Below are 14,911 nucleotides of genomic sequence, written 5' to 3' on the forward strand. Positions count from 1 at the left end.
CACCCGCTACGACCGCTGCGCACACACCTTCTTCTCCGCCATCTGCATCGCAGCCAGTGTCACCTTCTATCTCAAAGAATGAGTCCTGACCCTAGCCCGTTGGGCAGAGTTGCCCACCGATCAGGTGAAGCGCGAGACGTGAGTTTCGCTTTGCCTACTGGCCCTGGAGAGAAGCGCATGTCTGCTGCCAATGGCGTCACCAATAACACTGGCATCGAGCTGTATACAAAAACCTCAGACTCGCCGCTGACGTTTCAACCGATCGGACCCGTCATTACGCCCCAAATCATGGCCGGGCCGGTCTACGTTGCGGGTCACGCGGATCCGCTCGGGAGCTACGTCCAGATCAACGGCGCGAAAATGCCGAATCCCACACAGCTGGGCGACTTGAACACTGGTCATATTCGGGCAATCTTTAACGCTCGGAAGCTGCTGACCAACAATGGTCCGCCCGCAACCTGACCCAATAAATTGGATGCGCAAGCGTGGGATCACCTTGAACTCGTAAATGCTCCAATGCCAGATTGGGCGGTGCGTGAATCTAGGAATGCGATCTCCGCTCTCCGACGCGCGGCGATAGGTCTATCTCAGCGAGGGGAGCCAAGCTTCGGCGAATCGTTCTGTTGGGGCCAGCCAAGGAAATTGAATAAACCTCGCCCTGCACAAATCTGGCGCGGCCTCCCAACCTACGGCCCCGTCGATTTCTCCAAACCGCCGCCGGGTCACCGGTAGCAGTTTGGTGTCTCCAAGGAGTATGACCATCTCACCTTGAGATGCCCCTCCCACACGTGAACCCGCCGCCGGATATTTCCGCGGCACTCCCCGACTGGACCGCCCTGGTCTCCGGCGCCGGCCGCGCCGCGCTGGCGACGGCGGAAGGCGAGGTGCTCACCCTCCGCGCCGAGGCGGTGGCCGACCGGCTGCGGGCCGAGGGTCCGCCGCTCGTCGTCCACGCGCCCTCCACCTGGCGGCGTCTCGGCCTGGCGCCCGTCGCGGCCTATGACCTGCTCGAGCTTTTCGCCTTCGTGGCGCCCGCCGAACCCGCCGTGCCGACGCCGCGCGGCCTGGCTTCGGCGCTCGGCCTGGAACCGCCCCGCGCCGGGCTCGAAGCCGCCGCCGCCGCTCTCCCTGAAATCGCCGCCGCTCTGCTGCGCCGCCTTCAGACCGAGGCGCATCTGCCCCGCAACGCCGATGCCGGCGCCCTCGCCGGCCGCATGGCCCGCGCCGGCTGGGGCTGGGGTCCGCTCATCGTCGAAACGCTGGCCCTCGCCGGCCATGGCGCGAGCGGCTCAGAAGTTGCGGCCCTGAAGGTCTGGCGCCGTCTCCCCGAATGGGAGGAGCAAGCCGCCCCGCCGCCGCCTTCCGCCCATGCCGTCGCCCCGCACGAAGCCCGCACCCGCCTCGCGCAGCTCGTCGGACCGGAGGCGGAGCAGCGCCAGGGCCAGGCGGATTTTGCCTCCGCCGCCAGCGCCGCCTTCGCCCCGCGCGAGACCGAGGGCGCGCCGCATCTCGTGCTCGCCGAGGCCGGAACAGGCACCGGCAAGACCCTCGGCTATGTCGCCCCCGCCAGCCTCTGGGCGGAGCGCAATGGCGCGCCGGTCTGGATCAGCACCTTCACCCGCCATCTGCAACGCCAGGTCGAAACCGAACTCGCCCGCCTCTTCCCCGACCCCGCTGAGCGCCGCCGCCGCGTCGTCCTGCGCAAGGGGCGGGAGAACTACCTTTGCCTGCTGAACTTTGAGGATGCCGTCACCAATGCGACCGGCGGCGCCTTCAACCCGGGCGCCATCATCCCCCTGGGCCTCATCGCGCGCTGGGCGGCCCTGACCTCGGATGGCGACATCCTGGGCGGCGACCTGCCCGGCTGGTTCATCGAGATCTTCGGCACGCCCACCGTCGCGGCCCTCGCCGACCGTCGCGGCGAATGCATCTACGCCGCCTGCACCCATTGGAAACGCTGCTTCGTCGAACACGGCATCCGCCGCGCCCGCGAAGCCGACCTAGTCGTCGCCAATCACGCGCTGGTCCTGACCCAGGCCGCCTGGGGCGGTCTCGACGACGCCACCGTCCCCACACGCTACGTCTTCGACGAAGGCCACCATCTCTTCGATGCCGCCGACGCCGCCTTCTCGGCCGAACTCTCGGGACGGATGACCGCCGAGCTGCGGCGCTGGCTGCTCGGCACGGAAGGCAGCCGCGCGCGGGGCCGTGGCCTCGCGGTCCGCATCGGCGATCTCGTGGCCGACCGTCCGGAATTGCTGACACCGCTCGAAGCCGCACTCACCGCCGCGCGCGCCTTACCGGCCCCCGCCTGGCCGAGCCGGCTGGAGACGGATGGGCCCGAACTGACCGGCCTGGAAGCCGGCCGCGCCAATCCCGCCGAGGCGTTTCTACGTGCCCTCCGCCGCCAGATCCTCGCCCGCCTCCCCGGCGCCGCGAGTGAGGACGACGCCCGCACCGGCTTCTCCTCCGAAAGCGATCTGCACCCCGTCGAGCCTGATGTCATCGCGGCGGCGGATCGCTTCGGCCGGGCGCTGGCCCGTATCGCCGAACCGCTCGGCACCCTCATGCATCGCCTGCTCGCGCGGCTCGACGAGGATGCCGACAAGCTCGACAGCGCAAGCCGGGCGCGCATCGAGGGTCTCGGCCGCACCATTTCCCGCCGTGCCATCGATCCGCTGACCGCTTGGCAGATCATGCTCAAGGAATTGGCCGAGCCCCCGGCAGCCCCCGGCACGCGGCCGACCCATGTCCAATTCCTCCGCCTCGATCGCGGCGAGGCTGGCGACCGGGACGCCGCACTGCTGCGGCATTGGCTCGACCCTACCATCCCTTTCGCCACCACTCTCGCCGCCCCGGCCCACGGTCTGCTGGTGACCTCGGCCACTTTGCGCGACGGCGGGGAGGCGGATCCCGAACTCGCCTGGACCGCCGCCGAGGCGCGGGTCGGTGCCGGACATCTGCCGCTCCCGGCGATCCGCGCCGCGCTTTCCAGCCCCTTCGACTATGCCGCGCGAACCAAGGCTTTCGTGGTGACGGATGTCGATGTCGGCGACCCGGCGGCGCTGGCGGCCGCTTACCGCACCCTGTTCCTGGCCTCGGGCGGCGGCGCCTTGGGCTTGTTCACCGCCATCGGACGGCTCCGCGCCACCTACCGCCGCATCGCCCCGGCGCTGGAACAGGCGGGCCTGCCGCTCTATGCGCAGCACGTCGATGCGATGAACAATGCGACGCTCGTCGATATCTTCCGCGCCGAGGAGGATAGCTGCCTGCTCGGCACCGATGCGATGCGTGACGGCGTGGACGTGCCGGGCCGCGCGCTGCGCCTCGTGGTATTCGAGCGCGTGCCCTGGCCGCGCCCCGATATCCTGCATCGCGAACGCCGCATCCATCTCTCGGGCGCCAAGCCCAAAAGCTATGACGACCGCGTCGCGCGCCTCCGCCTCCGCCAAGCCTTCGGCCGTCTCATCCGCCGCGCCGACGACCATGGCGTGTTCGTCTTACTGGACCGCCGTACGCCGACCCGATTGCTGGCCGCCTTTCCGCCAGGCGTGACAGTGCAACGCGTGGGCCTCGCGGAAGCGGCGGCGGAAACGCGGGGATTCCTGTCGGCGTGATGTCGTTGGTTTGAGCCGTGCTCATTCCACCTCGTCATGCTCGGCGAAGGCCGAGCATCCACGCCTTCCTTGCACGACGAAGGCAAGGCGTGGATGGCACGCCTCCGCGTGCCATGACGGAGCTCTGGGGCGTGATTCAAATAGATCATCCCGCCCTAACCAGCCGCCGCGAACGTCCTCTCCAGCCACGCCTCCACCAAACCCACATCGATCGTAATGTCGCGCAGGCCAAAGAGGTTGCGCCGGGGATCCTGCAGCCGAGGATCGTTGAAGACCGGGTCGTCCGAGGCGCCATCTTTGCCAGTCAAAGCGGCGTAGCGGAAACCGCCTTCCGGTGCGAGCGACGCATAGGCATCCGTGCCGTACAGCGGATGAAAGAACTCCAGAACATGCGTGCCCGGCTGGCACAGCACGATATTGGTAAGCCCAGCACCATGCGCGCCGATGACATGGCTGGCCGCGGCGAAGGCGGCAGCTTGTTCGGCAAAGCTGATCTGACTCGCGAGCAAAATCGTGAAGCCATGGGCCGTCAGCAACCGGCAAAGCTCGGCCTCATTGGTCACCCGGCGCGAGGTCGCATCACCACGCGAAATATAAAGCCGCAGACTTGGAGTCGCCGTTATTTCCGGCGCCAGAGTTCGGCGCAGATAATCGATCGCCCAGCCAGCGCCGAGATGCGCGGGATGCTGCAATTCTCGGCAAGTGCTCGCGACCCACAAGCGGCCGACGCGCAGTCGCGCAGGCCGGCCCGTGCCGAAAACATGACGCACACCGCAACGCTCCAGAATGGCGCGCTGAAACTCCACGACTGGCTCGGGACCGATGACGGTGACCTCATCGAGCCGCAGCCCGGCCTGCGCATAGCAAGCGAGGCGTGTCACCTGGTCGAGCATGAAATGCGACAGGTTCGGCGGGTGGGAGAAACGATCGCCGATGATGACGGCTTCCTCGCAGGCGGCGTGCTCAACCTCGCTCAGTCTGGCGAGGTGGCGCTCGAACAACGCGGGGAAGTCGCAGATCGAAACATCCCAGTGCGGCCGACCGGCGGAGTCCCGGACCATGAAGACATCGCCATCGGTCAAAACCTCGGCATCCTGCAAACAGGCGACCGTGACCGCCGGCCGCGAGGCATTCACGGCGAGGCGAAGCAGCGCCGGTATCGGCGGCCCGCCGAGAATCTCGATCGTGCAAGCCGCGCGGGTGCTTGCGGGGAAAACCATGCGATCGGTTCTGGCCGCATCCACACGCGGATTGCCCGGCGGCCCGAGATAGGGCTCCGCCGACCGGCCGGTCATATTGAGCAACGGCCGGATCTCATACAGTGCGGCGATCGGCTTTTGCGGGGAGTGAGCGGCATGCGTCTCGAAAACATCGAGCATGTCGTTCGGGCGGCCCCGCTGCGCGAAGGACATGAACAGCGCACGGGACGCCGCCGGCGATCCTGAAGACTCGGGATGCAGCGCTTGTGCAAAGCCGAAGAGCAGAAAGGCCAGTTCGGGCTTGCCGCGGATCTCGTAAGCCTCGGCGGCGCGGAAGAGAATCCAGTAATTCGTAATGCGCAGGCGCCAGAACAGACTCTCGAAGAGCCAGCACACCGCGTCGTCCCGCTTATCCGCCGCGAGCCGCGACATATGCGACAGCAGCCTCTCTTCCTGCGCCTCGGCGGCCAGAATTTCCTCGACCAGCACGCGGGTGGCGGCCTCGGCTTCCGTCGAGGGGTTCATCGCCGCATGACATCCACCAACGCGCCGTCTGGCTGCCCCGGAACCGCCCAATCCTTCACGCGGCCGAGGCCTATGAGCTTGTCTAAGGGGCTGTCCTCGCTCATGATTGCTCCAACGTGGTCCGCGGAGCGCAGTTACGCTGAATTCGTGACTATCACGTGAAGGCCTGCGCGCCACCTCGTTCAGGAACACCGTTTGGCCATCGCACCGGACCCCGATGAAACACTTTCCCGCCCGCTTCATCCTCGCCAGCCGCTGGCTCATGGCGCCGCTCTATATCGGGCTGATCGCCAGCTTCCTGCTGCTGCTGGTTCGGTTTTTCCGCAAGCTCTACGATCTCTTCGCGCACGCGCCGACGCAGAGCACCAACGAGGTCATCGTCGGAATCCTCTCTCTGGTGGAGCTTTCCCTCGTCGGGAATCTCCTCATCATGGTGATCTTCTCGGGCTATGAGAACTACGTGGCCCGGCTCTATGGGCCCAATACACAAGAGCGTCCGAGCTGGATGGAGCATGTTGATTTCAGCGACATCAAGCTCAAGCTCATCGGCTCGATCGTCGCCATCACCGCGATTCAGCTCCTCGAGATCTTCCTCGATATCGATCAAGAGAGCGAGCGGACGATGCTCTGGGCGGTCATCATCCACGCCACCTTCGTCACCTCTTGCGTGCTGCTGGCGGTCATGGACTGGCTGTCGATGGGCACGGCGAACCTCATCTCGACAGGCACGAAACCGCCGCCGTCACGCGACAAGCATCAACCTTGAAACGACGCCTGTCGCATCACCCCTTCACCTAGCGCCCGTCACGCAGCCATCCAGACCGAACTCGATGAGGCTCGGCCCCTCGCGCCCGGCGGCTGACCGCAACGCCGCCTCCAGCGAATCACCCGCACCGAGGCGTGTCGCGTTCCAGCCGTAGGCGCGCACGAGCTGCTGGAAGTCCGGCGTGAACAGATCGACGCCCACCGGCGCCACGCCCGAGCGGCGCATCGCCGCCTTGATCTCACCGTACCCGCCATTGTTCAGCAGCAGCAGGATCACCCGCGCCCCGGACTCCTTGGCGGTGCCAAGCTCGGCCAGCGAGAATTGCAATCCGCCATCACCGCAGAGGCAGACCACTGGCCGCTCTGGTGCTGCGATCGCGGCGCCCACGGCGGCCGGCAGGCCGTAGCCCAGCGCGCCATACCCCGTCGCGGCATTGAACCAGCCACGCGGCGCGGAGCCGCCGAAATAGAGATTGCCGGCATAGACCTGCCGTGTGGAATCACCGACCACGATCGCATCCGGCAGTACCGCGCGCACCGTTTCGAGGCAGTCGAGGTCGAAGCGATCGATCGCCTCGATACCCACAAGCGCCGCATGCCGCGCGGCCGTCGCCCGCGCCGCGCCATCCGCGCTCACCTGCCCCAAACCATCGAGCAGCCGCGCGAGCGTGCCGCCGGCGTCGCCAATCAATGTGATGTCCGGAGACACCCCGCGCATGGCCTGTTCAGGGTCGATATCGACGCGAATGAGACGGCCCGGAATTCCGAAGCCACCCTCGTCCCACATGTCGTAATCGGTCGGGCCAAGTTCCGTGCCGACCGCCAGCACCACATCGGCCTCACCGATCAAAGCGCGCACACCGGCAAGCGAGGCGCTCAGCGGCACGTTGAGCGGATGGTCATGCGGCAGCAGCCCGCGTGCATTGATGGTGAGTACCACCGGCGCGTCGAGCCGCTCGGCCAGCGCCAAAATCTCCCGGCCAGCGCGCTGGGCGCCCCCACCGGCGAGCAGCAGCGGCCGCCGGGCATAGGCAAGCTCGTTCCGCGCGGCATCGAGCGTCGCGGCATCGGGCAAAGGCAGCGCGACCGTCGCTGGCGCACGATTTCGCACCAGGTCGCCAGCCGGCGCCGAAAGCAGCGTCGTCGGCAAAGCGATATGGACCGGTCGTGGCCGCGCACCATCGAAGACCGCGAAGGCACGGTCGAGTACCTGCGGCAGTTCCGCCGCCGTCCGCACCGTATGCGAAAAGGCCGCGACGCGCTGCGCGACGCCTTGCTGGTCCGGCAATTCATGCAGCCAGCCGTCTCCAGAACCATCGCGCCCGGCCGGATTGACGCTCGAAATCACCAGCATGGGAATCGAATCGCCATAGGCCTGCGCCATCGGCGTCGCGATGTTCGTGACGCCCGGCCCGGTGATGACGAAGCAGACGCCTGGCCGGCCGGTGGCGCGCGCATAGCCATCCGCCATGAAGCCGAGCGCCGCCTCGTGCCGCGCGCTGATGTGGCGGATCGTGCTGGAGGCGAGGCCGCGATACAGCTCCACCGTATGCACGCCCGGAATGCCGAAGACGGTATCGACGCCGCGCGCCCGCAGCAGATCGATCAGCGCTTCGCCGACAGTGCGGCCCGCCGCCTCACTCATGCCGCACCCGCTATGGCTGGGGTGAGTGTGGCGAGGAAACCGCCGATGCGGCTGCACGCATCATCGAGGATCTCCTCGCAAACGGTGAAGGAGAGGCGCAGGTATTTGGCCGTTTCGATCCCGAAAGCCGCGCCGTCCAGCACGGAAACACCGGTGGCGCGGAACAGGGCCCAGGCGAATTCATTGGCGCTCAATCCGGTGGCGCTCACATCCACCATCATGAACATGCCGGCCTCGGGCACCGTGCATCGCAGCTCGGGATAATGGGCGAGGCGCCGCGCGACGAAATCACGCCGCGCCCTGTAGACTTCTCGCATCTCGGCGACCGGCGCGTCCCCCAGGGACAGCGCATGCTCGGCCGCCGCCTGCACGAAGCCCGGCAGCCCGTAAAGCGTGCAGAGCGACAGATTGACCGCATGCGTCACGAATTCTTGCGGCCCGACGGCCCAGCCGATCCGCCAGCCTGTCATGGCATGGGATTTGGAAAGGCTGGTGATGGTGATGGTTCTTTCCGCCATCCCAGGCAATGCGGCGACAGGAAGGTGCGGCCGGTCGAAGGTCAGCGCGCCGTAAACCTCGTCGGCGATGACCCAGAGGTCATGCGCGCGCGCCACTGCCGCCAGCGCCGCCAACTCCTCCGCCGTCATCACGGTGCCGGTCGGGTTGGATGGGTTGGCGATGAGAATGGCGCGGCTGCGCGGCGTGACACGGGCGGCCAGCGCCGCCGGATCGAGCCTGAATCCACCCGGCGCCGCAGGCACGGGCACGGGCACCGCGCCCGAAGCCCGGATCACCGCCTCATAGGTCACATACATCGGCTGCGGCACCAGCACCTCGTCCCCGGCATCGCAGAGGCAAAGGGTGGTGACGAACAAGGCGTTCTGCGCCCCGGCCAGGATGACGACGTTTTCCGCCGAGGTCTGGCACCCGGTCGCCCGCTCGTGACGGTCGGCCACCGCCTGCCGCAGGCCGGGCCGGCCCTGGACATCGGCATAATGCGTGTCGCCATTCCGTAGCGCATCCACAGCGGCCTCGACGATCGTCGGAGGCGTCTCGAAATCCGGATCGCCAACGCTCAGCAGAATTACATTCTCGTTTCGTCGGCGCGCTTGCACAGCCGCATAGTGGATTTCCCAGGCCGCGGCGCCGGGACCGCCGACGCGGTCAACCATCGAGGAGAAACGAGACCGGGTGGCGGCGGCGAGGTTTGTGTCCATGGCCGCTGTGGTAGACGATCCGGGCCTTCTTGATCAATCGTTCAGCAAGGGGCATCGCGCTTCCCATGCCGGTGCTGTTAGAAGCAATTGAAGGCTTTCCTCGGAGCGGCAACTGGCAAACGACATTGTGGAGCCCGAACGGAAATACCGGCGCGTAAAGCCGGCGCTGCGGCGCGAACATCTGGTGACGTCCACCCTGCGATGCCTCGCCGAGCAAGGGGCGGCCGGCGCCTCCATCCGACGCATCGCCGCCGCCGCCGGCGTCTCCACCGGCCTCATCAATCATCACTACGCCCATCTCGAGGATCTCGTCGCCGAGGCCTATGACCACTTGGCGACCCGTGTGCTGCGGGACATCCTGGCTGGCGTCGCGGAGGCCGGCGGCGATCCGCGCCAGCGCCTCACGGCCTTCTTCACAGTCTCCTTCTCCGCCGCCGTGCTGGATCCGGATTACCTCAGTGCTTGGCTCGTTTTCTGGAGCATGATCCGCCACTCCGAAGCGATGAAGACAGTCCACACCCGCACGAACGAGGAATATCGCCGGTCGCTCGGAGACTTGCTCGCCGACCTCATACGAGATCGCCAGCCGGCGCGGACCCCGGACCTCCGGCTCGCCGCCGCCGGGCTATCGGCCTTGCTCGACGGGCTATGGCTCGCCTGGTGTCTCAACCCCCAAGGCCTCACCGCGCAGGAAGGCGTCGCGATCTGTGAGGATTGGGTGGAGGCGCATCTTCGGTAACCAACGAAAAACGGCGCCCGATCGGCTGGGCGCCCCGTTCTTCCTTCAGCCGTTCAGACAAGGGAGGAGCGTCGCGGCTCCTCCCCAACCTTCATGCCGCGACGGCCCAATCCTGCTCGGCCGCAATGACCGTCACCGTGACCGTCACCACACGCTCAACCTCGCTTGGCCCGAAGTCGAGCAGCGCCTGCCCATCTGTCCAGCGCCAGGTGGCTTCACCCAGCCGCTCGATCGCATGGACACCGAGGGCCAGGCGATGATCCTCGAGATCGAGCGCCACCTCATCGACTGTTACCTCGGCGATCGCCGCCCCCAATCGCCGCTCGTCGCCAGGCGCCCTGGCGGCGACCGAAGCCAAGCGGAGAAGGCCACCACCCGCCGGCAGCGCGATCGAGTGCTTACCTTGGGTTTCGAGCCACAAGGTCTGAGCGGCACCCCCGCCATAACCGAGGATGATCGCTCGGCCCTCCAGCCGCGCCCGGATGACCGCGAGGTCGAGACCGCCTTCCACCAAGGGCGCACAAGCCTGGGTCTGCCACGCCTCGGAGGTGAGATCGGGCTCCAGGTCGGCATACAGATCGACCGAGCCTGGAGCGTTCGCGAACATCCCCCGGTTGCCCGTATCGAGCCAGCTTTCCGCTGCCGCCCCTTCCGCCAGCAGCAGGTCATGACGCGGCAGTTCGACATGGTAGTAGGTAATCCCCGCCATGCTGGTGTCGCGGGTGATGCTGCTGCCATTGACCAGCAACCGCGCCGGAACCAGCTTGCCGCCCAGGCCCATGGCATGTTCCGGGCTGACAAGAAGATCGCGCGAGGGCACACCTTCTCCGAGCGACCCCTCGCTGAGGCGGATCGGCGCCACATCCGGCCGGGATGCAAGGCTGAAGCGGCGATGGCCGATCCACCTCACCCGCGCCACGTCTCCCAAGGCTGTCAACACCCAGTCGCCTTCACGCAGTGCCTCGACAGCGACGTCGCCATTCGTCGTGGCGATCCGGGTGCCTTCGGCGAAGCAGATCACCAGGATGCCGCCACGGCCGTCGGTCGTGAGCGCCAGCTGACCCGGAGTACTACCGGCCGCCAACTTCACCGTGACCGTCCCGAGCGTGCCAGACACGGTAAGTGTCTCGGCGCCCGAACTGAAGGTGATGCTGCTGCTCGTTACGGCCGAGCCGATCCCCGTGATGTCGATGGTCTTCCCGCCCACGGCCGGATCGGTGAAACCCGAAATGGCAGCGGCCGGCGCCAAGTTTCCATCGATCGTCAACTGCTCGGGACCACTGCCGCTGAAGACGATCGCACCGTTGTTTACGCTGGATGTCAGATCGGCCGGCTTCGACAATGATCGTGCCGTAATTCTGTATCGCGGAGGCGACCGCGCCCGCATCGACAATCAACGTCGCGCCCGCCAGGACCGTTCCGCCAGAAACCGGCGTTCCGTCAGGCAGCAGGTTGTCTGGGCCTATCGCCACAACTGCCCCGGACTGGAGCGCGGGTGAGAGCGGAGCCGAGGCCGAGTCGCCATTAAAAGGGGTTACGTCCACCAGGTAACCGTCGACGTTCGGACCCTGCGGCCCGTATGTGACGGAAGTTGCGGCGTCGGTCGCCGCGTTGCTTATTTGTATAAATGGCCCGCCCGCCATCCCATTAAGGGATACCAGGTAAGAATTTGGACTCGTTTCGAGTATGGTACCTGTCAGATTCACTTCTTGGCCTGACAAGTCCGTGTAGCTGATCGTAATTGACGCACCAGCAGAAACGGTCCCCTGAATAAGGACGGTATTTGATGCGGGAGCGTCCGGGAAACTAGCCCATTGCGATGACGCTGGCGTTGTTGCTACTAGCAGTTCCTGACTTGCGTCCTCCTCCCCAGCGTTCAAGATTTGATTCGTCGTGACGCTCGCGATCTGAGACGTGGATATGGCAAACGGTGCGGTGGGGTAAGTATAGGGCATTTCGCAATTCCTTGTGCGAGACTAGTGATTCTGTCGGGAGAAGCGTGTGCGGAAACCGGCAGGACAGCCGATCTGCGGACTGTCTATGCTGGTTCCGAAAGGCAATGACCTAAGTCGATGCCGATTGGGCGCCAGGGTCTTCGATGTTTCCGTTTGCCATAAAGGTCGACTACCGATTCCATGTTCTCTCAAACCCTGCACGTCTGGATCGGATACGCACCGAAAATCGGATCAAAATCGTAAAGACCGGGTGGTCGGCCATGTGGAAATGCCGTCAGCCAATCTGGTTTGATATTAAGTTGCAGCGATGCGCATCGGCATTTATCTGTGCGCGACAACAGCTAAATGCTTCGACCGCTTAACGTTGGCTCGCCCTGCATCTGATACTGCCAGCAGCCTGCCGGTTCCAGGCGAGTTGGCCTGGGGAAGCGCCGTTACCTGAGCTGACCGAGTGCTCAATTGCAATGATCCGCGCCGGCATTACCTGTGTGCGGAAATAGCGAATTTCCTCGGGCGCTTAAAGTTGGTTGTTGGACTATTGCTGTCTGGGCACCCAGTGCCGCCACGTTGCAGCGCATCCTGAACTCGGATCAAGCTGAGCGTGCAAGGCAAAACACGGAGGAAGAGGAGTTTCCCACCCCCATCCTGTTGAGATTTTCAAAAGATCACAGCTGGCGCAGCCAAGGTTTAGGGATCGCTTGAGACCGAGCCGGCACTGGCTTGCTGCGCGTAGCCCGGCCGCGCAGCTCAATCCCCTTCCTACAAGGGAGGGTCAGAACGGGTTCAGTATGCGCCGATAAGTCAGCCTTCGGCGCTTGCACGAACCCACGCCAAAACCCTTCTTTGCAAGGAGGGGGAGAAAGAGTTGCGCGCTCGACCAGCGTAGGCCCGAAAATCCTACAAGCGGCGCATTCTCTCGCCGAAGGGCGCCCCGCCTCAATCCGGCTGCGTGACCTTATGCGCCATCAGCGCCATGAGCCGCCGGTCGCGCCATTCCTGGCGGGCCTTATGCTCGGCCTCCGGCACGGCCTCGCGGCGGTCCGCGTGCAGGCGTTCGATCGAGGCGCCGGACCAGCTTGGCACTGTCGAATGCGCCATCATGTCGCTGAAGCCGGGGCCGTAGCGGTCAACATAGTCGCGCAGACCGCCGGGGGCGTTGAGGTCGATGGTCTCGAACGGACCCATGAAGGACCAGCGGAGGCCGAGGCCGTGCTTCACCGTGTTGTCGATATCCGAGGGGTCGGCGATGCCGGTCTCGACCAGGGACATGCCCTCGGCGATCAGCGCCGCCTGGAGGCGGTTGAGGATGAAGCCGTCGATCTCGCGCTTCAGCACCGCCGGCACCATGCCCGCCTGCTCCATCAGCGTCTTAGTCCGCGCCACCGTATCGGGTGTCGTCCAGGGCGCCGGGCTGAGCTCCACCAGCGGAATGAGATAGGGCGGGTTGACCGGATGGGCGACCAGGCAGCGGCCACGGCCGGGGAGCGCCTCGGTGAAGGCGCTCGCGCGGATCGCGGTGGTGGAGCTGGCGAGCACCGTATCGGGCGCGGCCAGGCGATCCAGCTCGGCGAAGAGCGTGGTCTTGTCGGCAACGCGCTCCGGCCCGTTCTCCTGCACATGGGCGGCGCCGGCGAGGCAGTCGGCCAGGCTGGCGGCGGGCTTTATGGCGGCCAGCACGGCCTCGGGCGTGCGGCCATGAAGCAGGCCCAGCTCGGCGAGCTCCGGCAGGCGGTGGCCGATGAAGTCGAGGGCGGCATCGGCGGCGGGCGGATGCGCATCCCAGATCGAGACGTCGAGACCCGCGCGGGCGAAGACCATGCTCCAGGAGCGGCCGATGAGGCCCGTGCCGATGACCGCGATTTTCATTTTGTCTCGTTCCCTCGCCGTCCGCCGGCCTTGCTGATCCTCGGCCAGAGCCAGTCCCGCGAGGCGCCGCTTGTCAAGCGCCGAGGAACAGGCGATGCCCCGGCTATGGCATGGAACGACACGCAGGCCCGCGCGGCGCTGAGGGCGATCTTCGACGCGGCGGTGGCCGCCGCCGATCCCCGGCTGACCCTGGCCGCCCATCTTCCGCCGCCGCCGCGCGGTCGCTGCGTGGTGGTCGGCGCGGGCAAGGCCTCGGCCCTGATGGCGGCGGCGCTGGAGGCGGCCTGGCCCGACGTGGCGCTCTCCGGCCTCGTCGTGACGCGCTACGGCCATGCTGTGCCGACGACGCGGATCGAGGTCATGGAATCCTCGCATCCGGTGCCCGATGCGAATAGCGAGATCGCGGCGCGGCGCATGCTGGATTGCGTGCGCGGGCTTGGGCCCGAGGATCTGGTCATCGCCCTCATCTCCGGTGGCGGTTCGGCGCTGATGGCCTTGCCGGCCGAGGGGCTGACGCTCGCCGACAAGCAGGCGGTCAACCGCGCGTTGCTGGCGAGCGGGGCGCCGATCGGGGCGATGAATGCGGTGCGCAAGCATCTGTCGGGCATCAAGGGCGGCCGCCTCGCCGCCGCCGCGCAGCCGGCGCGGGTGCTGACCCTCGCCATCAGCGATGTGCCGGGTGACGATCCCGCCATCATCGCGAGCGGTCCCACCCTGCCCGACGATACGACGGCGGCCCAGGTTGCGGCGATCCTGGCGCGTATTGCGATGCCGCTGCCGGCCGCTGTGCTCGATTACCTCGCGCGGCGGGAGGAGACGCCCAAGCCCGGCGATTTCCCCGTCGAGGTGCGGATGGTGGCGACGCCGATGATGGCGCTGCGGGCCGCCGCCAAGGCCGCCGAGGCGCAGGGGCTCTCGCCGCTGATCCTCGGCGATGCGCTGGAAGGCGAAAGCCGCGAGCTGGGCATCGTGCTGGCGGGTATCGCGCTGAGCGTCGCGCGGCATGGCGCGCCGGTCCGGCGCCCCGCTGTGCTGCTGTCGGGCGGCGAGACCTCAGTGACGATCGGCGCCAAGACCGCCGGGCGCGGCGGACGCAATACCGAATGCCTGCTCGGTCTGGCGCTCGCTCTGAATGGCGCGCCGGGGATCTGGGCACTGGCTGGCGATACCGATGGCATCGATGGGGTTGAGACGGCGGCAGGCGCGATTGTGACGCCGGAGACGTTGGCGCGCGCTCGGGCCGCCGGGATCGATCCGCATGCGGTGCTCGCGGGCCATGACAGCTACACCTTGTTCTCCGCGCTCGCCGACCTCGTCGTGACGGGGCCGACGCTCACCAATGTCAACGATATCCGCGCCGTCTTGATCGCCTGAGGCGGCCCG

The 14,911-nt window shown here is 66.6% G+C and carries 11 protein-coding genes; 6 read left to right on the plus strand and 5 right to left on the minus strand.

Annotated features, from left to right (window positions below):
• Positions 1-177: 177 nt before the first annotated feature.
• Both GSQ83_RS00320 and GSQ83_RS00325 read left to right on the plus strand, forming a co-directional pair.
• Positions 178-462 carry a hypothetical protein gene (locus GSQ83_RS00320; protein WP_158800729.1) on the plus strand — a complete coding sequence of 95 codons (285 nt, stop codon included), beginning with the start codon at positions 178-180 and terminating at the stop codon, positions 460-462.
• Between the two features lie 311 nt (positions 463-773).
• Positions 774-3,617: an ATP-dependent DNA helicase gene (locus tag GSQ83_RS00325; RefSeq protein WP_158800730.1), complete on the plus strand. Its 2,844-nt coding sequence runs from the start codon at positions 774-776 to the stop codon at positions 3,615-3,617.
• Positions 3,618-3,772: 155 nt separating this feature from the next.
• Here the strand turns inward: GSQ83_RS00325 and GSQ83_RS00330 are convergent, their stop codons facing one another.
• Positions 3,773-5,341, minus strand: coding sequence for a DUF563 domain-containing protein (locus tag GSQ83_RS00330; RefSeq protein WP_158800732.1), 1,569 nt, complete (start codon positions 5,339-5,341; stop codon positions 3,773-3,775).
• A gap of 217 nt (positions 5,342-5,558) precedes the next feature.
• On the opposite strand from GSQ83_RS00330, the gene GSQ83_RS00335 reads away from it, so the two are divergent.
• Complete coding sequence (locus tag GSQ83_RS00335; protein WP_158800733.1) at positions 5,559-6,107, plus strand: TIGR00645 family protein; 549 nt, start codon at positions 5,559-5,561, stop codon at positions 6,105-6,107.
• Positions 6,108-6,131: 24 nt separating this feature from the next.
• Here the strand turns inward: GSQ83_RS00335 and GSQ83_RS00340 are convergent, their stop codons facing one another.
• Together GSQ83_RS00340 and GSQ83_RS00345 are read right to left on the minus strand one after the other, a co-directional pair.
• The gene (locus GSQ83_RS00340; protein WP_158800734.1) at positions 6,132-7,751 is read right to left on the minus strand and encodes a 5-guanidino-2-oxopentanoate decarboxylase; all 1,620 of its coding nucleotides are present in this window, start codon (positions 7,749-7,751) and stop codon (positions 6,132-6,134) included.
• Positions 7,748-8,968, minus strand: coding sequence for a pyridoxal phosphate-dependent aminotransferase (locus tag GSQ83_RS00345; RefSeq protein WP_158800735.1), 1,221 nt, complete (start codon positions 8,966-8,968; stop codon positions 7,748-7,750). The genes GSQ83_RS00340 and GSQ83_RS00345 overlap by 4 nt, the downstream gene beginning before the upstream one ends.
• 127 nt (positions 8,969-9,095) lie before the next feature.
• On the opposite strand from GSQ83_RS00345, the gene GSQ83_RS00355 reads away from it, so the two are divergent.
• Positions 9,096-9,707 (plus strand): TetR family transcriptional regulator C-terminal domain-containing protein, encoded by a 612-nt coding sequence (locus GSQ83_RS00355; RefSeq protein ID WP_216849844.1) that lies wholly within the window; start codon positions 9,096-9,098, stop codon positions 9,705-9,707.
• A 91-nt stretch (positions 9,708-9,798) separates the two neighbouring features.
• Here GSQ83_RS00355 and GSQ83_RS00360 read toward each other — a convergent pair whose 3' ends face one another.
• Positions 9,799-10,956: a Hint domain-containing protein gene (locus GSQ83_RS00360; RefSeq protein ID WP_158800737.1), complete on the minus strand. Its 1,158-nt coding sequence runs from the start codon at positions 10,954-10,956 to the stop codon at positions 9,799-9,801.
• On the opposite strand from GSQ83_RS00360, the gene GSQ83_RS00365 reads away from it, so the two are divergent.
• Positions 10,937-11,206, plus strand: coding sequence for a hypothetical protein (locus tag GSQ83_RS00365; RefSeq protein ID WP_158800738.1), 270 nt, complete (start codon positions 10,937-10,939; stop codon positions 11,204-11,206). The genes GSQ83_RS00360 and GSQ83_RS00365 overlap by 20 nt on opposite strands.
• A 1,392-nt stretch (positions 11,207-12,598) precedes the next feature.
• On the opposite strand, the gene GSQ83_RS00370 is transcribed toward GSQ83_RS00365, so the two are convergent.
• On the minus strand, positions 12,599-13,528 hold the full coding sequence (locus GSQ83_RS00370; protein WP_158800740.1) for a 3-hydroxyacyl-CoA dehydrogenase: 930 nt from the start codon (positions 13,526-13,528) through the stop codon (positions 12,599-12,601).
• A 105-nt stretch (positions 13,529-13,633) separates the two neighbouring features.
• Here GSQ83_RS00370 and GSQ83_RS00375 point away from each other — a divergent pair, with 105 nt between their 5' ends.
• Complete coding sequence (locus GSQ83_RS00375) at positions 13,634-14,902, plus strand: glycerate kinase (RefSeq protein ID WP_158800741.1); 1,269 nt, start codon at positions 13,634-13,636, stop codon at positions 14,900-14,902.
• Positions 14,903-14,911 lie beyond the last annotated feature (9 nt).

Source organism: Acidisoma sp. L85 (assembly GCF_009765865.1).
In the GTDB taxonomy this organism is placed as follows: domain Bacteria; phylum Pseudomonadota; class Alphaproteobacteria; order Acetobacterales; family Acetobacteraceae; genus Acidisoma.